Origin of the sequence: Hymenobacter sp. UYCo722 (assembly GCF_040547115.1) — a bacterium.
In the GTDB taxonomy this organism is placed as follows: Bacteria; Bacteroidota; Bacteroidia; order Cytophagales; family Hymenobacteraceae; genus Hymenobacter.
The window spans coordinates 1,046,523-1,069,817 of the sequence record NZ_JBEPPC010000001.1 but is presented as its reverse complement, the minus strand read 5'-3'; the positions used below and the strand labels follow the sequence as shown (position 1 = coordinate 1,069,817).

General features: G+C 60.8%; 24 protein-coding genes. 8 read left to right on the top strand and 16 right to left on the bottom strand.

Annotated elements, in window-relative coordinates:
- Window positions 1-54: 54 nt before the first annotated feature.
- Entirely contained in the window at window positions 55-699 is a 645-nt protein-coding gene (locus tag ABIB44_RS04765) for a YceI family protein (protein ID WP_354583472.1), read from the top strand.
- A gap of 75 nt (window positions 700-774) precedes the next feature.
- Here the strand turns inward: ABIB44_RS04765 and ABIB44_RS04760 are convergent, their stop codons facing one another.
- On the bottom strand, window positions 775-1,332 hold the full coding sequence (locus ABIB44_RS04760) for a ubiquitin family protein (protein ID WP_354583471.1): 558 nt from the start codon (window positions 1,330-1,332) through the stop codon (window positions 775-777).
- A 133-nt stretch (window positions 1,333-1,465) separates the two neighbouring features.
- On the opposite strand from ABIB44_RS04760, the gene ABIB44_RS04755 reads away from it, so the two are divergent.
- The 5 genes from ABIB44_RS04755 (at window position 1,466) to ABIB44_RS04735 (ending at window position 7,004) form a co-directional block, all read left to right on the top strand.
- Complete coding sequence (locus ABIB44_RS04755) at window positions 1,466-1,747, top strand: ATP-dependent Clp protease adaptor ClpS (protein ID WP_354583470.1); 282 nt, start codon at window positions 1,466-1,468, stop codon at window positions 1,745-1,747.
- A 100-nt stretch (window positions 1,748-1,847) separates the two neighbouring features.
- Window positions 1,848-2,459 carry a recombination mediator RecR gene (gene recR, locus ABIB44_RS04750; RefSeq protein WP_354583469.1) on the top strand — a complete coding sequence of 204 codons (612 nt, stop codon included), beginning with the start codon at window positions 1,848-1,850 and terminating at the stop codon, window positions 2,457-2,459.
- 119 nt (window positions 2,460-2,578) lie between these two features.
- Complete coding sequence (locus tag ABIB44_RS04745; protein WP_354583468.1) at window positions 2,579-4,588, top strand: glycosyltransferase; 2,010 nt, start codon at window positions 2,579-2,581, stop codon at window positions 4,586-4,588.
- Between the two features lie 65 nt (window positions 4,589-4,653).
- Complete coding sequence (locus ABIB44_RS04740; RefSeq protein WP_354583467.1) at window positions 4,654-5,877, top strand: pyridoxal phosphate-dependent aminotransferase; 1,224 nt, start codon at window positions 4,654-4,656, stop codon at window positions 5,875-5,877.
- 116 nt (window positions 5,878-5,993) lie between these two features.
- The gene (locus tag ABIB44_RS04735) at window positions 5,994-7,004 is read left to right on the top strand and encodes a bifunctional heptose 7-phosphate kinase/heptose 1-phosphate adenyltransferase (RefSeq protein ID WP_354583466.1); all 1,011 of its coding nucleotides are present in this window, start codon (window positions 5,994-5,996) and stop codon (window positions 7,002-7,004) included.
- 161 nt (window positions 7,005-7,165) lie between these two features.
- Here the strand turns inward: ABIB44_RS04735 and ABIB44_RS04730 are convergent, their stop codons facing one another.
- From ABIB44_RS04730 to ABIB44_RS04720, 3 genes are all read right to left on the bottom strand, one after another.
- Window positions 7,166-7,375, bottom strand: a complete 210-nt coding sequence (locus ABIB44_RS04730; RefSeq protein WP_035567109.1) for a zinc ribbon domain-containing protein YjdM — start codon at window positions 7,373-7,375, stop codon at window positions 7,166-7,168.
- A 135-nt stretch (window positions 7,376-7,510) separates the two neighbouring features.
- Window positions 7,511-8,539, bottom strand: coding sequence for a uroporphyrinogen decarboxylase (gene hemE / locus ABIB44_RS04725; RefSeq protein ID WP_354583692.1), 1,029 nt, complete (start codon window positions 8,537-8,539; stop codon window positions 7,511-7,513).
- A 40-nt stretch (window positions 8,540-8,579) separates the two neighbouring features.
- Window positions 8,580-9,200 (bottom strand): MarC family protein, encoded by a 621-nt coding sequence (locus tag ABIB44_RS04720; RefSeq protein ID WP_354583465.1) that lies wholly within the window; start codon window positions 9,198-9,200, stop codon window positions 8,580-8,582.
- Window positions 9,201-9,327: 127 nt separating this feature from the next.
- Here ABIB44_RS04720 and purE point away from each other — a divergent pair, with 127 nt between their 5' ends.
- Together purE and ABIB44_RS04710 are read left to right on the top strand one after the other, a co-directional pair.
- A complete protein-coding gene (purE, locus tag ABIB44_RS04715; protein WP_502916481.1) occupies window positions 9,328-9,897 on the top strand; it encodes a 5-(carboxyamino)imidazole ribonucleotide mutase in 570 nt (189 codons plus the stop codon).
- 86 nt (window positions 9,898-9,983) lie between these two features.
- Window positions 9,984-11,123, top strand: coding sequence for an endonuclease/exonuclease/phosphatase family protein (locus ABIB44_RS04710; protein WP_354583464.1), 1,140 nt, complete (start codon window positions 9,984-9,986; stop codon window positions 11,121-11,123).
- 116 nt (window positions 11,124-11,239) lie between these two features.
- Here ABIB44_RS04710 and ABIB44_RS04705 read toward each other — a convergent pair whose 3' ends face one another.
- The 12 genes from ABIB44_RS04705 to ABIB44_RS04650 form a co-directional block, all read right to left on the bottom strand.
- On the bottom strand, window positions 11,240-11,905 hold the full coding sequence (locus ABIB44_RS04705; protein WP_354583463.1) for a hypothetical protein: 666 nt from the start codon (window positions 11,903-11,905) through the stop codon (window positions 11,240-11,242).
- 113 nt (window positions 11,906-12,018) lie between these two features.
- Complete coding sequence (locus ABIB44_RS04700; RefSeq protein ID WP_354583462.1) at window positions 12,019-12,669, bottom strand: hypothetical protein; 651 nt, start codon at window positions 12,667-12,669, stop codon at window positions 12,019-12,021.
- 132 nt (window positions 12,670-12,801) lie between these two features.
- Window positions 12,802-14,739 (bottom strand): molecular chaperone DnaK, encoded by a 1,938-nt coding sequence (gene dnaK, locus ABIB44_RS04695; protein ID WP_354583461.1) that lies wholly within the window; start codon window positions 14,737-14,739, stop codon window positions 12,802-12,804.
- Between the two features lie 235 nt (window positions 14,740-14,974).
- Window positions 14,975-15,580: an immunity 53 family protein gene (locus ABIB44_RS04690; protein ID WP_354583460.1), complete on the bottom strand. Its 606-nt coding sequence runs from the start codon at window positions 15,578-15,580 to the stop codon at window positions 14,975-14,977.
- Window positions 15,581-15,607: 27 nt separating this feature from the next.
- Window positions 15,608-16,573, bottom strand: coding sequence for an alpha/beta hydrolase (locus ABIB44_RS04685; RefSeq protein WP_354583459.1), 966 nt, complete (start codon window positions 16,571-16,573; stop codon window positions 15,608-15,610).
- A gap of 285 nt (window positions 16,574-16,858) precedes the next feature.
- Entirely contained in the window at window positions 16,859-17,575 is a 717-nt protein-coding gene (locus ABIB44_RS04680; protein ID WP_354583458.1) for an NADPH-dependent F420 reductase, read from the bottom strand.
- A 113-nt stretch (window positions 17,576-17,688) separates the two neighbouring features.
- The gene (locus tag ABIB44_RS04675; protein WP_354583457.1) at window positions 17,689-18,282 is read right to left on the bottom strand and encodes a pseudouridine synthase; all 594 of its coding nucleotides are present in this window, start codon (window positions 18,280-18,282) and stop codon (window positions 17,689-17,691) included.
- A gap of 129 nt (window positions 18,283-18,411) precedes the next feature.
- Entirely contained in the window at window positions 18,412-19,533 is a 1,122-nt protein-coding gene (locus ABIB44_RS04670; RefSeq protein WP_354583456.1) for an MBL fold metallo-hydrolase, read from the bottom strand.
- An 88-nt stretch (window positions 19,534-19,621) separates the two neighbouring features.
- Entirely contained in the window at window positions 19,622-20,302 is a 681-nt protein-coding gene (locus ABIB44_RS04665; RefSeq protein WP_354583455.1) for an NAD-dependent epimerase/dehydratase family protein, read from the bottom strand.
- A gap of 168 nt (window positions 20,303-20,470) precedes the next feature.
- Complete coding sequence (locus ABIB44_RS04660; protein ID WP_354583454.1) at window positions 20,471-22,552, bottom strand: VWA domain-containing protein; 2,082 nt, start codon at window positions 22,550-22,552, stop codon at window positions 20,471-20,473.
- Between the two features lie 36 nt (window positions 22,553-22,588).
- A complete protein-coding gene (locus ABIB44_RS04655; protein WP_354583453.1) occupies window positions 22,589-23,014 on the bottom strand; it encodes a type II toxin-antitoxin system VapC family toxin in 426 nt (141 codons plus the stop codon).
- Entirely contained in the window at window positions 23,011-23,253 is a 243-nt protein-coding gene (locus ABIB44_RS04650) for a DUF6364 family protein (protein ID WP_354583452.1), read from the bottom strand. The genes ABIB44_RS04655 and ABIB44_RS04650 overlap by 4 nt, the downstream gene beginning before the upstream one ends.
- Window positions 23,254-23,295: the final 42 nt, after the last annotated feature.

The window sequence follows — 23,295 nt, the reverse complement described above, 5'->3', positions numbered from 1 at the left end:
TTTCAGCTACTACACCACCTTTTTTCAAGTTCACCCTTTTAATTACCACAAACCATGAAAAATTTTCTCCTGCCCGCCCTGTTCGCCTTTGCCGTAATCGGTGCCGCTCCTGTGGCTTCGGCCCAGAAAATGAACAGCGCCAAGATGGCTACTAATGCCCCCGCTTACGCCCTGCAGCCGCAGCTGAGCACCCTGGGCTGGGAAGGCAAAGCCGTGACGCACGGCCACGAAGGCACCATGAATTTCACCTCGGGCGAGCTGCTGGTGAAGGGCAACGCCGTGGTAGGCGGCACCGTGACCGTGGACATGAAGACCATGAAGGCCACCGACATTAAGGATGCCGACAGCCAGGGCAAATTCGTAGGCCACATGAGCAGCGATGATTTCTTCGGCGTGGAAAAATTTCCCACCTCGACCTTCAAAATCGTGAGCGTAGCGCCCATCAAAGGTGCCGCTGCTACCGCCGATAACGCCACCATCACTGGCGACATGACCATCAAGGGCGTAACGCAGCGCCTCAGCTTTCCCGCTAAAGTGGGCGTGAAGGACGGGGTGGCCGCCGCTACCGGCAAAGTGACCATCGACCGCACCAAGTTCGGCCTGAAATACGGCTCGAAAACATTTTTTGACAGCATCGGCGATAAGGCCATCTACGACAATTTCGACCTGACCTTCAACGTGATTGCCAAGAAGGGCTAATTGCTCAACGGCCCGTGGCTGTTTGCCTACGGCTTGTTGCATTTAAAAAAGCCCGCCGGTTTCGGCGGGCTTTTTTTATTCGGGAATCTCAAAGGTGCGGGGGAGCTCAAATTTCAGGTTGTGGCTCTTTTTGCGGCGGTGCAATTCACTCAGAACATCGTTTAGTTCGGATTGATATTCGACCCACAGGTCTTCGTGCAGCGATTTGAGGATGAGGGTGGGCAGGCGGGCCGCCAGGCGGGCGGTGGCATTGTAGAAGCCGTCCCACACGCTGTCGAACTGCCCCGAGTAATTATCGATGCATTGGTGCAGAATATACACTAGCAGGTCGATTTCAAGCTGCTTGTTTTTGGTGATGCGGCGGGCGCGGGCGGCTTCCTGTACGCTGGCGCGCAGGGCCTTCACGAGGCTCCGGTTGAGCAGGCGGCCCGATACGGCCACGTTGAAGAGTTCGTGGATGCGGTCGGCGGTTTCTTCCTGCAGCTGGCCCAGCGTGACGTCGGCCAGCAGCTCGAAGCGGAAGGTTTCGTAGAGCTCGGCATCGCGGCGCACGGCGCGCAGCAGCAGGGCTTCCTTCTCGGGTTCGGAGAGGCGCTTGAGGGCTTTTTTGAAATCGGCGGACGGAACGGGCATGGGCGGGGAGAAAGCGGAAGCGGGCAGCAAGGCACCACCGCGCAAAATTGGGGCGAATCTGACGAAACGAAACCGTCGCCAACGGGGTTATTAACGGCTGCCCCACGCGGGGTTTCCTGCGTAAATTTGCCCTATGAACACGCGTCCGCAAACTGACTACGATGAAGACGTTCTGCTGCTCGAAGAAGCGGTGGAGCTGCGCAACCTGGTGGTGTACAACGATGACATCAACACCTTCGACCACGTCATCAAAACCCTGATGGAGGTGTGCGGCCACCAGCCCGAGCAGGCCGAGCAGTGCACGCTGCTCATCCACTACAAGGGCAAGTGTGCCGTGAAAGTGGGCACCTACGAAGAGTTGGAGCCCATGTGCACCGCCATTCACGACCGCGGCATTTCGGCCGACGTCATTTGATTTTTGGTGCTTGGTTGGTGGTGCTTGGTGCTTGGTTTTCGTCAGAGCCACACTGCTTGCCAAACACCAAGCACCACCAACCAAGCACCAATTATTCTGAATGGAGTTCCCCTCAAAACTGATTGAAAACGCCGTGGGTGAGCTTTCGCGGCTGCCCGGTATTGGTCGGAAAACGGCCCTGCGCCTGGCTTTGCACCTGCTGAAAGCCGAAATGGATACCACTGCCTCGCTGGCCGAGGCCCTGGCTAAGATGCGCTTTGAAATCACCTACTGCAAAACCTGCCACAGCATTTCCGACGCCGAGGAGTGCGGCATCTGCGCCAACAAGCTGCGCGACCACAGCCTGGTCTGCGTCGTGTCGGACGTGCGCGACGTTATCGCCATCGAAAATACCGGCCAATACAAAGGCGTGTACCATGTGCTGGGCGGCGTGATTTCGCCCATCGAGGGCATTGGGCCGTCCGACTTGCACATCGACTCACTAGTGGCCCGCGCGGCGGCCGAAGACTCGGAGCTGCGCGAAGTCATTCTGGCCATTTCGCCTACTATGGAGGGCGACACCACGGCTTTCTACCTCTCGCGCCGCCTGCGCGATTTGCCTAATGTGCACATCAGCACCATTGCCCGCGGCATTCCGATGGGCGGCGAGCTGGAGTATGCCGACGAAATTACCCTGGGCCGCAGCATCGTGGACCGGTTGCGGCAGGCGTAATCAGGGTTTTAGCTGGCAGCTTTCAGTCGTCAGCTTATAGCTTTGTCGGCCGGTTATTAGTACAGAAGCACACAATGAGCACAGCTAATAGCTAACGGGCATCAGCTAACAGCTACAAAGTGAGGCTCTCCGTAATCATTGTCAATTACAACGTCTGCTATTTCCTGGAGCAGGCGCTGCTCTCGGTGCGGCGGGCCGTGGAGAAGCTGGGGCAGCCAGTAGAGGTGTTTGTGGTGGACAATAACTCGGCCGATGGCTCGGTGGCCATGGTACGGGCGCGGTTTCCGGAGGTCATTCTCATTGCCAACCACGACAACCCCGGCTTCTCGAAGGGCAACAACCAAGCCCTGCGCCGCGCCACCGGCCAGTACCAGTTGCTGCTGAACCCCGACACGGTGGTGGAAGAGGATACTTTCCGGGCCTGCTGCGATTTCATGGACGCGCACCCAACCTGCGGCGGGCTGGGCGTGAAGATGCTCGACGGCCAAGGCCGTTTTCTGCCCGAGAGCAAGCGCGCGCTGCCCACGCCGGCCGTGGCGTTCTACAAGATGTTTGGGCTGGCCAGGCTCATGCCCAAGTCGCGCACGTTCGGGCGCTACCACCTGGGCTTTCTCGATAAGGACGAAACCCACGCGGTGGAGGTGCTGAGCGGCGCGTTTATGCTGCTGCGCCAGGCGGCGCTGGCTAAAATCGGACTGCTCGACGAAGACTACTTCATGTACGGCGAGGACATTGACCTCTCGTACCGCCTCACGCAGGCGGGCTGGCAAAACTATTATTTCCCCGGCACCCGCATCATTCACTACAAGGGCGAAAGCACCAAGCGCACCAGCGTGAACTACGTGTTCGTGTTTTATCGGGCGATGGTCATTTTTGCGCAGAAGCATTTTGCGCCGGGCCGGGCGGGCCTGTTTTCGCTGCTGATAAACGCTGCCATCTGGCTGCGGGCGGGAGCGGCCGTGGCCGAGCGCCTGCTGCTGCGCACCGCGCCGCTGCTGCTCGATGCCGGGCTTATCTGGACTGGCATGTATTTTCTGAAGACTTATTGGGAGCGCAACCACAAGTTCGTGCCCGGCGACTACCCGCCGCAGTACATGGCCGCCGCCGTACCGGCCTACATCCTGGTTTGGCTCACTTCAACCTACCTGAGCGGGGGCTACGACCAGCCGGTGCGCACTTCGCGCATTGTGCGGGGCGTGGCCGTGGGCACGCTGCTGATTTCGGCTGCGTCTAATTTCCTCGATGCCTGGCGCTTCTCAAAGGCCCTCATTATTCTGGGCGGTGTGTGGGTCGTGACGGCGCTGGTGGGCCGGCAGCTGCTGGCGCATTTTATCAAATACAAGAATCTGCGTCTGAGCGAGCGAAACCAGAAAAATATTGCCATCGTGGGCTCGGGGCCCGAAAGCCAGCGCGTGCGCCAGCTGCTGGAAGCCGCCCATGTGTCGGCCCGCGTGATTGGCTATGTGCGCGTGGAGCCGGAAACGCCCGTAGCGGTGGCCGAAACCCATGCATCCGTTCATTCATTCGCTCATTCACCCATCGAAGAGCCCCTGGGCGAGTTGCGCCAGCTGGCCGATATTATCCGGCTATACGCGCTAAATGAGCTTATTTTCTGCGGCAAGGACCTGCCAGCCAGCCAAATCATTGCCCTCATGCTAAGCCTACCGGCCGACCCGCCGGTGGCCTATAAAATCCTGCCCGAAGACAGCCAGTACATCATCGGCAGCAGCAGCAAGGACGCGCCCGGCGACTACTATACCCTCGACATTGAGCTGAACCTGAACCAGCCCCAGAAGGCCCGCGCCAAGCGCCTGCTCGACCTGCTGACCAGCGCCGGGCTGTTGCTGCTGGCTCCGCTGCTCGTCTGGTTTCAGCCAAAAAAGATGGGTTTCCTGCGCAACTGCGGGGCCGTGCTGCTGGGCCGCCGCACCTGGGTGGGCCTGCGCCACACACCCGGCCCGGCCCGGACGGTGCCAGCCGTGGTGTCGCCGGCCGATGCGGCCAACACGGCCGCGCCGCTTACCGAAGTCACCAAGCGCCGTCTGGAGCTGCTTTACGCCAAAGACTACGAGCCGGGCATGGACCTGACCGTGCTTTGGCGCTGCTGGCGGCGGCTGGGCGACGCCTGATGGATGGAGTCTTGATTCGGCCTACCTTTACCGTGCATCTTAAATTCTGCGAAATTCTGCGAATTATGTCTGAATTAACTACGCTTGCCGCCGTTTCGCCGCTCTCCAACCGGGTGCTCAACATGAGCGAGTCGGCCACCATTGCCATGGCTAAGAAAGGCCGCGAGCTCGCTGCCAAGGGTGTCGACGTCATCAACCTGAGCTTCGGCGAGCCTGATTTTCAGACGCCGCAGTATATCAAGGACGCCGCTAAAAAGGCGCTCGACGACGGCTACACCTTCTACACGCCGGTGCCCGGCATTCCGGAGCTGCGGCAGGCCATCTGCGATAAATTCAAGCGCGACAACCAGCTCGATTTCCAGCCCAGCCAGATTGTGGTGAGCACCGGAGCCAAGCAGGCGCTGGCCAACGCCATCCTCAGTCTGGTGAACCCGGGCGATGAAGTCATCGTGTTTTCGCCCTACTGGGTGAGCTACGAGGAGATGGTGAAGCTGGCTGGCGGCGTGCCCGTGGCGCTGTTGGGGACTCGCGAAAACGACTACAAGGTTACCGCCGCGCAGCTGGAGGCGGCCATCACGCCCCGCACCAAGCTCATCATGTATTCGTCGCCGTGCAACCCCACGGGCGCGGTATTCAGCCGCGCCGACCTGGGCGCGATTGCCGACGTGCTGGCCCGTCACCCGCAGGTGTACGCCCTGGCCGATGAGATTTACGAGTACATCAACTTCGTGGGCGAGCACGTGAGCCTGGCCCAGTTCGAAGCCATTGCCGAGCGGGTTATTACCGTGAACGGCTTCTCGAAGGGCTACGCCATGACGGGCTGGCGACTGGGCTACCTGGCCGCCCGCCAGGACATTGCCACGGCCTGCGACAAAATGCAGGGCCAGATTACGTCCGGTACCTGCTCCATTACGCAGCGGGCCGGGGTGGCCGCGCTGGCCGGCGGCCGAACCTCGTCGGACGAGATGGCCGCCGCCTACCGCCGCCGCCGCGACTTGGTGTTGGAACTGGTGAAGGACATTCCCGGGCTGGATACGCCCACGCCCAGCGGGGCTTTCTACATCTTCCCCGAGGTGGCGGCCTACTTTGGCCGCACCGCGCCCGATGGCAGCAGCATCCGCAATTCTTCCGATTTGGCGCTATTTATTCTCAACGACGCGCACGTGTCGTCGGTATCGGGCGAGGCGTTTGGCGCTCCGGAGTGCCTGCGCTTCAGCACCGCCGCCGCCGATGACAAGCTGGTAGAGGCCTTTCGCCGCATCAAGGCGAGCCTGGCGAAGCTGACGTAATTTTTTATCATTCCTGTCATCCGGAGCTTGCGAAGGACCTTATCATGAGCGAACGGTTTGCAGTAGCTCAACCGTGATAAGGTCCTTCGCTGCGCTCAGGATGACAGATTTTTACTATGAGTTTGCCTACTTCTGATTCTTCCCTGCAAACGCTGTTCAACGACTTCAATAACCTCCGCGTCCTCATCATCGGCGATGTGATGGTGGATGCTTACGTGTGGGGCCGGGCCACGCGCCTCTCGCCCGAGGCCCCCGTGCCCGTGGTGCACGTGGCCCGTACCGAAAACCGCTTGGGCGGGGCTGCCAACGTGGCCCTGAACGTGCAGGCCCTCGGGGCCACGCCGCTGCTGTGCGCCGTGATTGGCGACGACGCCGGCGGCGACCAGCTGCTCCAGCTGCTCCACGCCCACGACCTGCCCGCCGACGGCCTCATCCGCAGTGCGGCCCGGCCCACCACCGTCAAGCAGCGCATCCTGGCCCACGGCCAGCAGCTGCTGCGCATCGACTCCGAAATCGAAACCGACCTGAACGCCGAGGAAGCCGCGCAACTACTAGCCGCCTACGACGACCTGCTGGCCCGCGCCGACGTGGTGATTTTCGAGGACTACGACAAGGGCGTGCTCAGCGAGGCCATCATCACCGAGTGCCTGGCCCGCGCCCGGCAGCGCAACATCCCCACGGTGGTGGACCCCAAGAAGAAGAATTTTCTGGCCTACCGCGACTGCACCCTCTTCAAGCCCAACCTGAAAGAGCTGCGCGAGGGCCTGAAGCTGGAGTTCGGCGAGCCCAACGCCGACCGAGCCGGATTCGAGGCGGCCGTGGCCCGGCTGCGCGAGGAGCTGACGCCCGAAATCGTGCTGGTTACGTTGTCGGAGCACGGGGTGTTTGCCCAGCAGGAAGCTGAAAAAACCTACCTGCCGGCCCACCTGCGCACGATTTCCGACGTGTCGGGGGCGGGCGATACCGTCATCAGCATCGCGGCCCTGTGCGTGGCGTTGGGGCGGCCGGCGGCCTTCACGGCGGCGCTAGCCAATCTGGGCGGCGGACTCGTGTGCGAACAGGTGGGCGTGGTGCCCATCGAGAAGCAGCGGCTGCTGGAAGAAGCGGTAGAGGCGGGGCTGCGGTAGCCGCGAAGCCCCAGCGGGGCGGCATACTGGTAGCAACAATAGCTGCAAACGTGATAAAGCCCCGGCGGGGCGACACTTGTTGAACGAGTGCCGCCCCGCTGGGGCTTTATGATATTGAGCTTTGTGGTTACTATCGATATGTCGCCCCGCTGGGGTTACCACTAGGCTTTCTTCAGGAACTCAGTTTTGAGCACCATGGTGCTGCCGCCGGCGCGGCCTTCAATTTCGGCGGCACTGTTGGTGAGGCGAATGTTTTTGACCACCGTGCCGCGCTTGAGCGTGAGCGACGAGCCCTTCACTTTAAGGTCTTTGATGAGCGTGACTGAGTCGCCTTCGGCGAGCAGGGTGCCGTTGCTGTCTTTTACGTCCATTGTAAAGAGGGGAATTTAGGATTTGACTTGTGTCATCCTGAGCGCAGCGAAGGACCTTCTCACGTTAGAAAGCTACATAACTCTAACGTGAGAAGGTCCTTCGCTGCGCTCAGGATGACAAGCATTATTGCCGCCTTACCCCCGCCACGCCTTCACCGTTTCCACAAACACCCGCACGTTGTCGGGGTTGGTGTCGGGGTACACGCCGTGGCCGAGGTTGGCGATGTGAGGGCCACCGGCGAACTGGCGGAGCATGGCTTCGGTAGCGGTGCGTACCTGCTCGGGGGTGCCGTAGAGGGCGCAGGGGTCGAGGTTGCCTTGCAGGGTTTTGCCGGCGGCTTGCTGGCGCACCTGGGCGGGGTCCTGGTTCCAGTCGAGGCCGATGGTGCGGCAGGGCATGGCGGCAAACTCGGGCACGGCCCACCAAGCCCCTTTAGCGAATACGGTGACGGGCACGAGTGGGGCCAGCGCTTCGCAAATTTCGGCGATATAGCGGGCCGAAAACTCGGTGTACTGCGCGGGCGGCAGGATGCCGGCCCAGGAGTCGAACACCTGCACGACCTGCGCGCCGGCCGCTACCTGGGCTTGCAGGTAGGCGATGGTGGTGGCGGTGACTTTGGCCAGCAGGCGGTGGGCCAGCACGGGCTCTTTGTAGAGGAAGCCGCGGGCTTTGCTGAAGGTTTTGGAGCCGTGTCCCTCTATCATGTAGGCCAGGATGGTGAAAGGGGCCCCTGCGAACCCGATGAGCGGCACACGGCCGTTGAGGGCTTTTTTGGTGATGCGCAGGGCTTCGAGCACGTAGCCGAGGCCGTCTTCAGGGTCGGGAATGCGGAGCTTGTCGATATCCGCCGCCGATTTGATGGTGGTGGGAAAGATGGGGCCGCGGGCTTCCACCATTTCGTAGGGCAGGCCCATGGCGTCGGGCACCACAAGAATGTCGGAGAAAATGATGGCGGCATCCACATCAAGCGCGTCGATGGGCTGGATGGTGACTTCGGCGGCCAGCTCGGGGGTTTCGACCAGCTCTTTGAAGCCGGAGAGGCGGGCGCGAAGGGCGCGGTATTCGGGTAGGATGCGGCCGGCCTGGCGCATGAGCCAGACGGGGGTGCGCTCGGTGGCTTCGCCCCGGGCGGCACGCAGGAAAAGGTCGTTTTTCAGCATAATGGATGGCAAAGGTACGCCCGACGGGCGCTCAGGCAGGGGATTACCGCGTCAGGGCGGGAAACAGTACGCCGATGGCCGAGGCCAGGAAGTTAACCCCAATAGCCAGCGTGATGAAGCCGATGATGCGGGCCATGGCGGCCATGCCGGGCTTGCCCAGAAAGCGGGTGAGCCGCAGCGAAAACAGCAGAATCAGAAACGCCGCCAGCGCCACCAGCGCGAAGCCGGCCACGGTCATGGCCTTGTCTACATACGTTGGCCGGATGAGGCCGATGCAGATAGCCATCGAGCCCGGCCCGGAAAGCATGGGCATGGCCAGCGGCGTGAAGCTAATGTCATCCTTCTGCTTGCTGGCTTCCAGAGCTTCGGGTCCCACGCGGTCGCGGTTGCCGCCGGGTGTGAGCAGCTCGAAAGCGGAGCGCATCAGCAAAATGCCGCCTGCGATGCGCAAATGCTGAATGCTGATGCCAAAGAAGTTGAGAATGTACTGCCCACCAAAAAAAGCGACACTCAGAATGCACACCATGTACACGCAGGCCCGCAGCGCCGTGCGCGCCCGTTCGGAAGCCCGGTCGTCGGCCGTGAGGGTGAGGAAAACCGGCATCGCCCCGAACGGATTGACGATGGAAAACAACGTGGTGAAGGTGGCGAGCAGAATCTCCATAGACCACAAAGGTAGAAGAAGCGCTGAACCAGACAGAAAAGCCCTATTTTGCCGCTTCAACGGTGGTCATCTTTCCGCCATATATCGGTTTCAGCCGATTTTTCGCCCCTTTAGTTCTTTTCGCTGAATGATTCCTGACGCTCCTACCGCTGCCGCATCGAGCGGTGCCGACGACCGCCCCGTGACCGAAACGCCTCTGGTAGGCATTATCATGGGGTCAAAGTCGGATTTAAAAATTATGTCGGCCGCCGCCGAGGTGTGCCGCCAGTTTGGGGTGCCCTACGAAATCACGCTCGTATCGCCGCACCGTACGCCGCACCGCATGGTGGAATATGCCGAAAGCGCCCGCAAGCGCGGCCTGCGCGTACTAATTGCGGGTGGGGGTGGGGCAGCGCACCTGCCGGGGATGGTGGCCGCGTTCACCATCGTGCCCGTGATTGGGGTGCCCATCAACAGCACGACGTCCATTCAGGGGCTTGATTCGGTGCTGAGCATGATTCAGATGCCGGCCGGCGTGCCGGTGGCCACGGTGGGCATCGATAGTGCCGCCAATGCTGCCGTGCTGGCCATTCAGATGCTGGCCATCGGCAATGCCCGGCTGGCCGATGCGCTGGAGAAATACCGTACCTCCCTCAAAGACCGGGTGATGCGTACGATTGAGGAGCTGCGCAAAGGGGGCTTTCAGGACGACGTGTAAGTGGAGGCTACTATGCCGTTTCTGCTGCTCCTAGTCTTGATTCTGTTCCGGCCCCTTTGCGCGGCTTTATTCCCACCCAGCTTGCCATGTCCTCTCTTTCATCTCTATTACTGACCGCCAGCCACTGGGCGGTTTGGCTAATTGGCGGTCTGGCCATTGTGGCCACTCTGATGCCCTTGTTGCGCCACACTGCCTGGTGGATTCGGGTGTGCGACTTTCCGCGCCTGCAAATTGTGGCGGCTCTGGTGCTCATGCTGGCTGCTGGTCTGGCATTGGGCGGGGCCGGGGCCGGCCCCTGGCAGCAGGGGTTTCTGCTGGTTATGGCCGGCGCGGCCATCTATCAGGTTTCGCGCATCATGCCCTACACCCCCCTGGTGCGCAAAGATGTGGCCGACAGTACCCGCGCTCACAACCCCAATGTCGAGTTCAGCCTGGTGGTGATGAATGTGCTGCAATACAACCGCCAGGGGGCGCTGGCCCTGGCCACCGTGCGCGCCGCCGACCCCGACGTGATAATGGCCGTTGAAACCAACGAATGGTGGCACCAGCAGCTGCGGCCGCTCGAAAAAACCCATCCCTACACCTGCCACGAGCCCCTCGACAACACTTACGGCCTGCTGTTTTTTTCGCGTCTCCCGCTCAAAGCCTGCCAGATAAAGTACCTGCTCGACGACGATGTTCCCTCGCTGCACACCCACGTGCAGCTGCCCGACGGCCGTACCTGGGTGCGCCTTTACGGCCTGCACCCTAAGCCGCCAGCCCCTCAGGAATCGAAAACCAGTACCAAGCGCGATGCCGAGCTACTGCTGGTGGGCAAGGAAGTAGACCGCCGCGACGAACCTACCATCGTGTTCGGGGATATGAACGACGTGGCCTGGTCGCACACCTCCGAGCTGTTTCGGCGCGTATCGGGCCTGCTCGACCCCCGCGTGGGCCGGGGCCTGATGCCGACTTTTCATGCCGACTATTCGCTGCTGCGCTGGCCGCTCGACCATATTTTTGTGTCGCCGCATTTCCAGGTGGTCGATATGCGCCGCCTGTCGCATGTGGGCTCCGACCACTTTCCCATTTTTGTTCGCCTCAGCTTCGAGCCCCAGCATAAAGCCGAACAGGTAGAAAACGCCGAGCAGGCCGATGCTGAAGACCACGCCGAAGCCAACGAGAAAATTGCCGAAGGCTTTGTCGAAGAGCAGGAGGAAGAAGTGTCGGAGGCCACCAAATCGTAGCTTGCGCCTGGGCCTCGCTTGCCGCCGTGGCGGCAGGTTCGGTCCCGACAGACAGCTTAAACCGCAAGGAGCCGCCCAGAATTGAGCGGCTCCTTGTGGTTTGGGAGTTGTACCAGTTATTTAGCCGAAACGGTTTTCTTGGCCGTTACCAGCTGCACGGGCTCGAAGCTTGATGCTGGCATCTGGCGGCCGGTGGCCCCCACGTACAACGGGCGAATCTGCACCACGAGGCGGCGGTTGGCCGCCGTGAAATCGGTGAAGCCGGCGGCGAAGGCGGCGGGCGTGCTGCCGTTTAGCTGTTCGGGCTTCACGTTGAGGTCAATGTTGATGGGCAGCGTTTCGATGGCGCTGGCTTCGAGTTGGGTATTGACGCCGGTGGTGCCCGTCGTCAGCTCCTTGCCGTCGAGCAGCAGCTTGTAGTCGAGCTGCTTAAGCTGCACACTAGTCACGCTGGGGTTGCGGGCATACACCCGCATTTTGAGGTGCAGCGGCAGGTTGCCGGCCGCCAGCGCCGTTTGCAGCTGCGCCTGCTGTGCCGATGAAAAATCATCAGCCTGGCGTACAAACAGAATGTCCTGGCCGCCGAGCTTGGCTTCGTCCACGAAGTTGAGGCGGTACTGCATCAGCGTGTACGCCTCGTTTTCCATTGCTTCGGCCGATGCTTTTTTGCCGGTGGGCTTGTCCTTCACTTGTTCGCTCACGCTGCACGAATCAACACCAATGAGCAAGGCACCCAAAGCCAGCGCGCGGGCGGGAAACAGGAGGGAAGAAAATATTTTCATATAAAATTGAAGCCTAGCAAAGGCAATGGTTAAGGTATGACAAGCTACCTAGGCCGCGCTTACGAGAAAGACTACAGCAAAGGTTAAAGTAAGACACGGTGGTGCTTATCCAACTACGTTTTTAGGGTTTGTAGCAGGATGGAAATGAAAACTCCGAAAATACCGAGCAGCAAAATTCGAAAGCCATGAACCCGGTCGCGCGGCGAGAAAGCCCGCACCCGGGTACCGTCTGAAAGGATTCTTTGGTGGAAGTGCAGGTGCCAACCAATAATGATGCCCAGGAATCCGCCAAGCACGGCGAAAAGGTAGCCGGCCACAATCCAAGTTTTCTGACTTGGCTCGGGCTTCGCCATTTCGGCTACCCGGTGCCGCCGCAATAATCGCACGGTATCCGACGATACTTCGCGGCCGCGGAGCCGCAGCATATGGCGGGCCAGGCTTACGTCATAACTGTTCCACTCATCGGGCTTCACCAGAATTTCGAACAACTCATCATCGGTAAACCCGAACAGATAATGGTCGGGGGCTGGCTGCTGCACCAATAGGTCATTTTCCGCTTCCTCCAGTTGGCGAGCCTGCTCAAAATCGGAAGGTTGCAGGCGTACTATAAAGCGCGTTTCGGTAGCATTATTGGCCATGCTCACGTCGAAGTCAGGCTTAGCCCAGCCGGTTTCCACCAGAATCTGGTGGCGCTCAAGTAGCTCAAGCAGTGGCTGCGCTACAATTTCTGACGCAAAAGACTGGTAGGGGAGAAATGATTTCATCACTAAGTCGGGCAATTTAAACCTTGTTGCCGGTCTTTTGACAGTCAAAGGTTGCCCAGCGCGAAGCGAATACCTAAAAAAGGGCCGGAAGCATCTGCTTCCGGCCCTTTCAAATCAAACGGCAATCCAAAATTATTTGCCGTCCACTTCTTCATAGTCCACATCGGTGACGTGGTCACCGGCTGGCTGGCCCTGGCCATTGCCATCGGCTTGGCCATCGCCGCCGGGGAAACCCCCGCCGGGCTGGCCACCTTCGGCCCCACCGGCAGCATACATCTCCTGCGAGGCAGCCTGCCAGGCGGCGTTGATGGCCTCCATGGCGGTGTCGATGCGAGCCAGGTCCTTGGCTTCGTGGGCCGATTTGAGGTCGGCCAGCGCGCCTTCGATAGCCGTTTTGTTGCCACCGCTCAGCTTCTCACCGTACTCTTTCAGCTGCTTCTCCGTTTGGAAAACCATCGAGTCGGCGGCGTTCATCTTGCTGATGCGCTCGGTTTCGGCTTTGTCCGACTCGGCGTTGGCGGCGGCTTCGTCGCGCATGCGCTTGATGTCGTCGTCCGTGAGGCCACTGCTGGCTTCGATGCGGATTTTCTGCTCCTTGCCGGTGCCTTTATCCTTGGCGGTTACGTTCAGAATGCCGTTGGCGTCGATGTCGAAGATAACCTCAATCTGCGGCACGCCACGGGGCGCGGGCGGAATGCTATCGAGGTGGAACTTGCCGATGGTGCGGTTCTGGCTGGCCAGCGGGCGCTCGCCTTGCAGCACATGGATTTCGACCGAAGGCTGGTTGTCGGAAGCCGTCGAGAACGTCTCCGACTTCTTGGTCGGAATGGTTGTGTTCGACTCGATGAGCTTGGTCATCACGCCGCCCATCGTCTCAATGCCCAGCGAAAGCGGGGTTACGTCGAGGAGCAGTACGTCCTTCACTTCGCCCGTCAGCACACCACCCTGGATGGCGGCACCGATGGCTACCACTTCATCAGGATTCACCCCTTTCGAAGGCTTTTTGCCAAAGAACTTCTCCACTTCTTCCTGGATGCGGGGAATGCGGGTCGAGCCGCCCACGAGGATAACCTCGTCGATATCGGACGTCGACAGGCCGGCATCCGACAGCGCTTTTTTCACCGGGTCCATCGAGCGGCGCACGAGGTCGTCGGCGAGCTGCTCAAACTTGGCGCGGCTCAGTTTCACCACCAGGTGCTTGGGGCCCGAGGCCGTAGCGGTGATGTAGGGCAGGTTAATTTCGGTTTCGGTCGAGCTGGAGAGCTCCACTTTTGCTTTCTCAGCGGCTTCCTTGAGGCGCTGAAGGGCCATGGGGTCGTTGCGCAGGTCGAGGCCTTCGTTGTCGGCTTTGAACTGGTCGGCCAGGAAGTTGATGATAACCTGGTCGAAGTCGTCGCCGCCGAGGTGGGTGTCACCGTTGGTGCTCAGTACTTCAAACACGCCGTCGCCGAGCTCCAGAATGCTGATGTCGAAGGTGCCACCGCCGAGGTCATACACGGCAATTTTCTGGTCTTTGTGCTTCTTGTCGAGGCCGTAAGCCAACGCGGCCGCGGTGGGCTCGTTGATGATGCGCTTCACGTCGAGGCCGGCGATGGCCCCGGCCTCTTTGGTGGCCTGGCGCTGGGCGTCGTTGAAGTAGGCGGGCACCGTGATAACGGCTTCGGTTACGGGCTGGCCGAGGTAATCTTCCGCGGTTTGCTTCATTTTCTGAAGCACCATGGCCGAGATTTCCTGCGGGGTGTAGTTACGGTCGCCGATTTTTACGGCTACCGTGTTGTTCGAGCCGGGCGTCAGCTCATAAGCCACGTATTTGCTTTCGTTCTGGACCTCCGAAAACTGACGGCCCATGAAGCGCTTGATGCTGGCGATGGTATTCTTGGGGTTGGTAACGGCCTGGCGCTTAGCCGGGTCGCCCACTTTGCGCTCGCCCTTGCCCCCGTCGAGGAAAGCGACGATGCTGGGGGTGGTGCGGCGGCCTTCGCTGTTGGGGATGACCACGGGTTCGTTGCCTTCCATTACGGCCACGCACGAGTTGGTGGTGCCGAGGTCAATGCCGATTATTTTGCCCATGAGAGGGGTGTGTTGGTTAAAGGGAGTGGAATATGTCAGGTTCAAAGCAGCTTTGCAGCCGCTACCCCGGGGTTACAAGCAACGTACCAGCGTCGTTTTGGTGACAGATTGTCACCGAATTCAGGCCTGGGCAGAGGTTATGCGACGCGGTGGCTGGAATTGTTTCGGGCGGGTGGGCTTTTCCTGACAAGGGGACGGGATGGGAGTTTCTGAAGCTTTAGAAGCAACTTTAGCATCATTTCTTGGCTGGCGCAATTAGGAATGTGTTATCACCAGCGTCAAGAAATTGGGGTGCAATCAGGTCGCCAATATTGAAATCTGTATTTAATTCTGAAATGTTAGACTCCAATACCTCCGATAAATCGGGCTCATTGATGAAATCAAAATCATATGATGGCAGGGCGCGCGGATTATTGATTGATACAATTCTCATCATTGATTCAGAGAGGACCGTCGCTTCAGCCTTCAACCATAGCATCCCTTCATAATCCCGAACCGGAAGGCGAATTTTATAGGTAATTTCAGAATTAATGCGTTCAGGTAGAAAGATGTCGAGGAAATAGGTGAGGATTTCAGTGAGATTTTCAGGACCGCCAACACCTTCGAAATTTCCCTTCTCAACCTTATACCCAAACCAGTTTGTCGTACTGCGTTCGTGTAGCACGTAAGGCATCTCACTTGCATCAAGGCAAGTGTCTTTTAAATTGATTGAGACTATCCATCCAGGATTGTCCAGTGTCTGAACGGAGATGCCATGCCAAATGGAAACGCCATTATCATGTTCCCAATCGCCGTCGCAGTTGATGGTGTACCAGCGCTGAATTCGTTGTAATAAGTCCATGCAGCGAATTACGATGAATCTGGCAAATCAGCGCCCCAGAAAAGCTCGCGTCTGCTGCTCCCAATCGGCGGAATAGCGCTGCCAGTAGGGCTCGTGGCCCACGCCGGGAAAATCGTAACGGGCTTTGGGACCGGCGAGGTGGGCAAAAATGGCATCGGTTTCGGCGCGGGTCACGCGCGGGTCGGCGGTGCCCCAGAGCAGGAGGGTGGGCGTGCGGATTTGGCTGGCGTAGTGCGCGGCGTTGAGCCCGAAGCCCCAGAAACTGTTTTGCAAACCGCCCCAGAACACTAGCAAATCAGCCATTGGAAACGCCGGGACGTGCATGGACTCGAAGCGGTTGTAGGCCGTTTGGCGCATGTTGCCGTAGGGACATTCGAGGATGTTGGCGGTGGGGCGAATACCCAGTTCCGCCTCGGCTCGCAGGATGGCCACCGCGCCCATGCTCACGCCATAGAGAATTAGGGTTTGGTGACTCGCGGCCGGTGGCTGATGCCTGGTCGAGTCGTTCAGCCAGCGCACGGCGGCCGCCACATCGTCGGCCTCGCGGTAGCCCACGGTGGTCCGAAAACCGGCCGAATTGCCGTTGCCAGCCTGGTCCACGAGCAGCACGTTGTAGCCGAGGTGGCGGAAGTAGCCGGCCTCGTGGATGAGGTGCGACTTGCTGCTGGTGTAGCCGTGGAACAGGGCCACCGTGCCCCGGCTGCGGCTGGAATCGGGCCGGGCATACCAGGCTTCGAGCAGACCGTTGGGGCTGGCAATGGTCACGGTTTCGACCGGGAAATTGGGTTTGGGGCCGGTGCGGGGCTTGGGATTGCGGATGCCGGTGAGCAACATCCACAGCTTCCGGCCCGGGCCGAGCTGCTCGGGGTTGGGCGAGTGGACGCCGGGCTCGTTGGAGAAATGCGTGAAGCGCCAGGCGTGGAAAAAGGCCACGGCATTCATCGCGCCGAAGATGGCGAGCAGGAGCAGGAATAAGCGGCGGCGATACAGCATTCGGATGGTAGCAAGTGGCCAGGGAAGCGCATAGCCCACGCCACCGAAGCCGCCGCCAGAACGGGCAGCCGCCGCAAAGATTGTTTCCCGCGTCGGCAAAATCCGGGTGGTTTTCCTATAATTTATCATGGCGGGCCAGGCCAAAAAAAGGCCTAACCCGAAGTCTTGTCGCCTGCGCGGCAATTCTCCAGGGTGGGCCCGTTTGCTAAGCGGCAAAACAGTAGGCAGCTGCTCAGGCTCGGAAGTTGGGCGGCCTGCGGCAGCGTACGCCGGCTTGCCAGCCGGCTACGACTGGTGTTGCGCCAGCATTTGCTTTTCCTGCTCGGCGTGGTTGGCGGCAAACTGCTCGCGCTGCGCGGCCGTGCGAGTGGTGCCCAGCTTCTCCAACTGCTGGCGGATAGCAGCAGCCGACATATCAGTGCCGTACACCGGCGTGCCCGGCTGCTGCCGCCACGACTCGTGCAGGCTGCCGCCGTCCACGGCATCGAAGCCCAGCTCATCCACCAGCGCCATTACTTTCTGCTTGGCGGTGGCATCGTCGCCGGCCACGGGAAGCGCAATGCGGCCGGGGGAGCCGGCGGGCTGGCCTGCGTTTTCGAGGTGCGCCGCATAAATGTTGTTGAACACCTTCACCACCGGCCGGCCCAGGTGCTGCTGCACCCACTCGCTTTCGGTCAGGTCGCCATCGAAGTCGGCCATGTGGCCGTCGCGCAGCAGGGGGTAATAATTGCTCGTGTCAATTACGGGTACATCGGCGCGCACGCCGTCGAATAGGTCCTGGGGCAAGTCCGGGATGTTTTTCAGCGGAATGGTTACGATGATGAGGTCGCCGTGGCGGGCGGCCTCGTGAGCCGTGACGGGTGTGGCACCGGTTTTGGTGGCCAGGTCGTGCAGGGTTTCCGGGCCGCGGGAGTTGGCCACGTACACCGTATGGCCCAACTGGGTGAGGCGGCCCGCCAGGGCCCCGCCGATGTAGCCGGCTCCAATAATTCCAATATTCATCAGCTGAGAGATTTAAAAGGTTGCGCGCAGCGGCTTCGTGCTGCTGCAAAGGGGGGAACAGCCCGGGGCGCTATTTGCTTTTTTGAGCCGCCGCGAATACTGCCACCCGGGCTTTAGCGGAAACGGCGGCTGGCGGGGGCGGGGGCTTGGCGCAGCAGCTGCACTTCGGCCGCTGTGAGCTCGCGCCACTGGCCGGGCTGTAGGGCACCCAGGCCCAACGGGCCGATGGCGGCGCGCACCAGCCGCAGACAGGGCAGGCCCACGGCGGCGCACATCTTGCGCACCTGCCGGTTCATTCCCTGCGAAACCCGGATTTCGAGCCAGCTGGTGGGAATGCTGGCCCGGTAACGGATGGGCGGGTTGCGCGGCCAAAGGTGGGCCGGCTCGGGCAGCTCGCCGGCCTCGCCGGGGGCAGTGAGGCCTTCTTTTATCTGCACACCGCGCCGCAGCTGCTGCAACGCCGCTTCCGAAACCAGCCCTTCGACCTGCGCCCAATAGGTTTTCGGAACTTTGAATTTGGGGTCGCTCAGGCGGTGCTGCAGCTCCTTGTCGTCGGTGAGCAGGAGCAGGCCTTCGCTGTCGAAATCGAGCCGGCCTACCGGGTATACGTCGGGCACGGGCACAAAATCCTTGAGCGTGGCCCGGCCATGCTCGTCGGTGAACTGGGTGAGGACTTCGTAGGGCTTGTTAAGCAGGAGGTAGCGCATTCAGAATTGTCAAATTCGAACGTCATGCTGAGCGCAGCCGAAGCATCTCTATCGTGGAAGTAAATCGTTTACTATTGCGGTAGAGATGCTTCGACTGCGCTCAGCATGACGTTGGTTTTAGTCCGTTTTTTACTCCCACCAACGGTCCTTTGGCAGCGCAGCCCCCAAAGTTACCGGCTGGCCCAGGCGCGGCGTGGTTATTAGTTGCCCCAGCCGGGTTGCCTCGGCGGTGGCGCGGGTCACGGGCTCGTTCCAGGGGTGGAGCGACTCGGTGAACGCGCCCCAGTGCACGGGCAGCATCACGGCGGCGCGCACGTCGCGGGCGGCCTGCACGCTCTGCTCGGGCTTCATGTGGATATCGGCCCAGCCCGCGTTGTACTGTCCGCATTCAACCAAGGCCAAATCGAAAGGCCCATACTGCCGGCCGATGGCGGCAAAATGCGGTCCGTAGCCGCCGTCGCCAGTATAAAAAACGCGCTTGCCGGCCCCCTGCACCACCCACGAGCACCACAGCGTGGAATTATGGTTGGTGAGGCCACGCCCCGAAAAGTGGCGGCTGGGCGTGCAGCGCAGCGTGAGGTTGGGTAGCCGCACGCTGTCGCCCCAGTTCATTTCGGTGATGCGGGCGCGCGGCACCCCCCAAGCCCGCAGGTGCGCGGCAATGCCCAGGGGCACGTAGAACTGACCCACCTTGTCCTTGATTTTCTCGATGGTTTCGAAGTCGAGGTGGTCGTAGTGGTCGTGCGAAATGAGCACGGCGGCGATGTAGGGCAGCTGTTCGGGCCTGATGGCCAGCTCGGGGTTGTAGCGTTTGGGCGTGGCCCAGCTCACGGGGCCCATCTTCACGCTCAGCATGGGGTCAATCAGAATGTTCTGGCCCGCGATTTCGAGTAGGCTGGCCGAGTGGCCGAACCACGTTACGCGCACCATTTCGGGCGTTTTGCCGATGATGGCCAGCGAGTCGAGCGGCTGCTGAGGCAATGGGCCCGGCGGCGCGGCATCGGGGGCTTTATGGAAGAAAAAATTCCACATCACGCCAAAGGTGCTGCCGCCGGTGAGCTGGCGGGTGGGCAGCAGGTTCACGAATTCACCGTCCTGGTAGTGGCCTGATTTCGCGAAAGTCGCTTTTTCCTGGTCTGTAGGCGTGCCGCCCAGCTGCGGGCTGAGGTTGGTGAAGGCCACCACTGCTACGAGCAGGGTGCCAAAAATGTAGCCGGTTGTCACAAGGAATTTCTTGAAAGATTCGCGCATAAATTGATTGAGCGGGATAAGAAGTCAAAGCGGTGGGCATGCTGCGTTTGAAGCAGAACGCTCGGCATAACCGCCGCTTTCAGGATTACTAAACCCCATTAGTTGCTTTAGCTCCGGCCAGGGCTACGATGTCGCGCACTTCGAGCACGGGCTTGGAATACCCGAAACTGGCTGCGTTAACCATGGCCCGGCCCACTTCCTGCATCGTGCATACGTATTGGGGAGCCACTTTGCGGGCCAGCGGATAGAGCCAGGCAATGGCCCCGTACCACTTCAACACATTGCGCTGGCCGGATGTAATCTGCATAAAACCCGGCCGAAATAGGTAAGCCGCCCGGCAGGGCAGGGCCCGCAGTTCGTTTTCGGTGCGGCCCTTCACACGGGCCCAATGCTGGCGGCTGGTTTCGGTGCTGTCGGTGCCCGCGCCCGACACGTAGTTAAAGGTAAGCTCCGGGTTCAGGCGGGCTAGGGTGTGGCCCACGGCCAGCGTCAGGTCGTGGGTGATGCGCTCATATTCCTCCTTCGAAATGCCCACCGCCGACACGCCCGCGCAGAAAAAGCAGGCATTGTAGCCCATAAGCTGGCTTTCCACGGCGCTCAAATTGGCTAAATCGGGCACCAGCAGCTCACTCATCTTAGCGTGCGTGCGGCCGGTGGGCTTGCGCGTGAGCACCATTACGTGCGCCACGGCGGGATTTTGCAGGCATTCGAGCAGAACGCCCTCGCCCACCATGCCGGTAGCGCCGGTTAAAATGACTCGGAGTTTCATGTTGGCTTGGTAAAGTAGGAGGGGGGACGGTTCGGGAGCGGTTCTACTTTACGCCAATGCCAAAAAGAACGGTGTAGCGACGCGACCCTTCGCGCCTCCGCGGTGGACGAGGTCCCCACAGGGCGAGCGCCGCGCCGTGACCTTGCGCAACGCTACATGATGCACAAGTTACACGCTGCCCGAATACTTGCGCACGGCCCATTCCACCGTCAAAAAGCCCAGAATGACGAAGAAAATCCACTTCAAATTGATTAAATCCTTCAGGTCGTCTTCGGTCGTAATCACCGGCTTGTAATTGGCTTTGAGGATGTCCTGGGCCAGCTTATCGATTTGCGCCGGGTAATACAGCCGCGAGCCGCTACGCCGCGAAAGCTGCGCCAGCAGGTTGTGGTCGGCTTTCGATTCCAGGGCCTCCAACGGCTGCGACTGCACCAGCAGCTCGCCGGCATCCTGCTGGGCCTGGCCGCCAAGCGTGGCGCGGGCCTGGTACTTATATAGGCCGGCCGGCAGCGGGCCCAGGTGCAGCGGCGAGCCATCCTCAGCATTGGCGAAGCTGAAACGACGGGTTTGCTGCTTGGCGTCGGTTAGCACGAGGTCGATTTGCTGGTTGTAGAGGCGCTCGAAGACGGCGTTGTAGGTTTCGGCTCCCAGCGTCACATCGTCCTGGGTGCCGAAGGCGTCCTGCGTGGGGTACACGTCGAGTCGCTTTTTGTTGGCGTTTTGGGTGAGCAGCTGGAGCGTGCGAATGATGAGGCGGTCGTAGGCTTCGGGCTTGTCGTCGTGGGCCACGGCTTCGCTCAAGCGCCACTGCCAGCTGCCGTCGGTGAGCAGCGTGGCCCGGCGGGCATCGGCGGGCCCGCCAAACACCAGCAGCGGCTTCTGGGTGGCTACGCGGCCCACCTGCTGCCAGAGGGCGGCCTCGGCCCCGGCCCCCAGGCGGTAGTCGCCAAACGGCACCGGCGCGGGCGGATACTGCGCGAAGCGGCGGGCCGATTCCTCGTCCGTCGCAAACCGGGCGAAGTCAGGGTTGGGCAAGGGCGTCACCTCATCGGTCTGCGCCCCGCGCGGCTGAATGGTGAGGCCCGCGCCCAACTGGTTGTAGGCCCCCAAATCGGACTGCGCCCCCAGGATGTAGAACGCGGGCGTGCGCTTGGCCTTCACCTGCGCCAAAATCTCGCTGCCGAGGCCGCCCTGCGCCGGCAGCTGGTGCAGAATGGCCACGTCGAAGTCGGTATCGGCTTTTAGCGGGTTCACGCCGGGCAGAGTCAGAGTCAGGTCGAAATTATCGTTGGCCAAGATGGCGGCGCGCAGGGCCTTCAAATCGGGATGGGGGGCCGCGCCGGCCAGCAGCACGCGCAGCTTGCCCTTCACGATTTCGACAAAGGCCGTGCGGGCGTTATTCAACTCCGTAAACTCGCCCGCCTGGGGCGCGATGCGGACTTCGTAGCGGCGCTTGCCGGGCGCGGGCGCGGTAAGCTGGAAAGTAGTGCGCACCCGGCGGCGGCCGGCGGGCAGGGCCACGCGGCGGCTATCGAGCACTTTGCCGCCGTCGCGCAGCTCCACGGTGGCCGCGCCGCCGACGTAGCCTTCGAAGCCCAATTCGGCCTCAATCGGAAACTTATTGCCGCTGAAAGCCACCCGGTTATACGTAAGGCCAGTCAGGCGCAAGTCGCGCTTGGGGATAGTGTCGCCCACCGCCACGCTGTAAATCGGGAAGTTAAACTCCGAATAGGCAGGGCTGCGACCCTGGTTCACGAGGCCGTCGCTCAGGAGCACCACGCCGGCCAGGTTGCGGCCGTCATAGGCCTCGCGAGTGCCGGCCAGCAGCTGGTCGAGGTCGGTAGTAGAGACTGAGAAGCGGAGCGAATCGGGCCGGGCCGGCCGGCCGGGAGTAGATGTCAGCGTTCGAGTTTCGACGGTGAAGCCTTTGCCGCGCAGTGTTTCGGCCAGCTTCGTGAGGCCGGTAGTGGCCTGGCTGAGCACGTTTTTGGGCGTGAACAGCTCCACCGACTGCGAATTGTCGACGGCCAGCACCAGCGTGGGCGCTTCGGTGCGCGTGGTGGTGGTTTTAATAACCGGGGCCAGCAGCAGGTAGCACAGGAAGCTGACCACGGCAAAGCGCAGGGCCGCCAGTGCGTAGTTCAGCCGCTTGCTCCAGGGTGCTTTGGCCGAGTATTGCAGCGCCGCGTAGCCCGCGCCCACGGCCAGGCAAAGCAGGATAAACCAGGGGGAATAAGAAGTGGTCAGCAAAAGAGAAAGAAATAACAAGGAGATGCCCGCAGCGTGTCAGGTAGGATTATCGAGTTCGGTGAGGGCTTGCACTACTGAAATGACGGGTAACGTACTGGCCCGAAAATCTTTTGGGTTGCGGGTAACAATAGCACTGATGGCAGGATGCGCAAGCGCCACAAAATACTGGATGCCGTCTTCAAAATCGGTAAAATCACTCGCCAGGGCTTGGCGAATGGTTGCTGCATCGACGGGAAGAATATCCACTAGCTGCTCCAGCTGTACCAATAGCTGCCGAGTCTGAGCCGCCGAGGTTTGCCGCCGCACGATGTATTCAATGTTGGCAAATGACAGACTGGCCGCAAACAGCCGGGCCTCGCCCGTTGCCCCCGTCTGCATCAACTCCGTGGCATCATCGCCGAAGGGCTGCCGTCGGGTCAGGAAATCGATGAGCACGTTTGTGTCGAGCAAATAATGTTTCATCGATATTTTTCCGCGAGCGCGTCGCCCAGCGCCTTTTTGTAGTCAAAGTCAGGTGGCAGAATAATGCAGCCAGCCAGGGCTTCGACTGCCGGTGACAAGGGCCGGCGTGGGCGGGCGGGCACCACCACCGGCCGCAGCAATTCGGCCACCAACACCGATAAATCGGTGCCCGTGCGCCGGGCATATTCCTGGGCCTGGTTAATTAAGTCGTCGTCGAGGGTGAGGCTGAGCGTAGACATAAGCAACAAGATAGGCGCGGCAAGTTAAGTCAGCCGACTATG

What these genes read in the sequence shown, in the direction of transcription:
- ABIB44_RS04765 (WP_354583472.1), top strand. Translation starts at nt 55, where the DNA reads ATGAAAAATTTTCTCCTGCCCGCCCTGTTCGCCTTTGCCGTAATCGGT.
- ABIB44_RS04760 (WP_354583471.1), bottom strand. Translation starts at nt 1,332, where the DNA reads ATGCCCGTTCCGTCCGCCGATTTCAAAAAAGCCCTCAAGCGCCTCTCC.
- ABIB44_RS04755 (WP_354583470.1), top strand. Translation starts at nt 1,466, where the DNA reads ATGAACACGCGTCCGCAAACTGACTACGATGAAGACGTTCTGCTGCTC.
- recR (WP_354583469.1), top strand. Translation starts at nt 1,848, where the DNA reads ATGGAGTTCCCCTCAAAACTGATTGAAAACGCCGTGGGTGAGCTTTCG.
- ABIB44_RS04740 (WP_354583467.1), top strand. Translation starts at nt 4,654, where the DNA reads ATGTCTGAATTAACTACGCTTGCCGCCGTTTCGCCGCTCTCCAACCGG.
- ABIB44_RS04735 (WP_354583466.1), top strand. Translation starts at nt 5,994, where the DNA reads ATGAGTTTGCCTACTTCTGATTCTTCCCTGCAAACGCTGTTCAACGAC.
- ABIB44_RS04730 (WP_035567109.1), bottom strand. Translation starts at nt 7,375, where the DNA reads ATGGACGTAAAAGACAGCAACGGCACCCTGCTCGCCGAAGGCGACTCA.
- ABIB44_RS04720 (WP_354583465.1), bottom strand. Translation starts at nt 9,200, where the DNA reads ATGGAGATTCTGCTCGCCACCTTCACCACGTTGTTTTCCATCGTCAAT.
- purE (WP_502916481.1), top strand. Translation starts at nt 9,328, where the DNA reads ATGATTCCTGACGCTCCTACCGCTGCCGCATCGAGCGGTGCCGACGAC.
- ABIB44_RS04710 (WP_354583464.1), top strand. Translation starts at nt 9,984, where the DNA reads ATGTCCTCTCTTTCATCTCTATTACTGACCGCCAGCCACTGGGCGGTT.
- ABIB44_RS04705 (WP_354583463.1), bottom strand. Translation starts at nt 11,905, where the DNA reads ATGAAAATATTTTCTTCCCTCCTGTTTCCCGCCCGCGCGCTGGCTTTG.
- ABIB44_RS04700 (WP_354583462.1), bottom strand. Translation starts at nt 12,669, where the DNA reads ATGAAATCATTTCTCCCCTACCAGTCTTTTGCGTCAGAAATTGTAGCG.
- dnaK (WP_354583461.1), bottom strand. Translation starts at nt 14,739, where the DNA reads ATGGGCAAAATAATCGGCATTGACCTCGGCACCACCAACTCGTGCGTG.
- ABIB44_RS04690 (WP_354583460.1), bottom strand. Translation starts at nt 15,580, where the DNA reads ATGGACTTATTACAACGAATTCAGCGCTGGTACACCATCAACTGCGAC.
- ABIB44_RS04685 (WP_354583459.1), bottom strand. Translation starts at nt 16,573, where the DNA reads ATGCTGTATCGCCGCCGCTTATTCCTGCTCCTGCTCGCCATCTTCGGC.
- ABIB44_RS04680 (WP_354583458.1), bottom strand. Translation starts at nt 17,575, where the DNA reads ATGAATATTGGAATTATTGGAGCCGGCTACATCGGCGGGGCCCTGGCG.
- ABIB44_RS04675 (WP_354583457.1), bottom strand. Translation starts at nt 18,282, where the DNA reads ATGCGCTACCTCCTGCTTAACAAGCCCTACGAAGTCCTCACCCAGTTC.
- ABIB44_RS04670 (WP_354583456.1), bottom strand. Translation starts at nt 19,533, where the DNA reads ATGCGCGAATCTTTCAAGAAATTCCTTGTGACAACCGGCTACATTTTT.
- ABIB44_RS04665 (WP_354583455.1), bottom strand. Translation starts at nt 20,302, where the DNA reads ATGAAACTCCGAGTCATTTTAACCGGCGCTACCGGCATGGTGGGCGAG.
- ABIB44_RS04655 (WP_354583453.1), bottom strand. Translation starts at nt 23,014, where the DNA reads ATGAAACATTATTTGCTCGACACAAACGTGCTCATCGATTTCCTGACC.
- ABIB44_RS04650 (WP_354583452.1), bottom strand. Translation starts at nt 23,253, where the DNA reads ATGTCTACGCTCAGCCTCACCCTCGACGACGACTTAATTAACCAGGCC.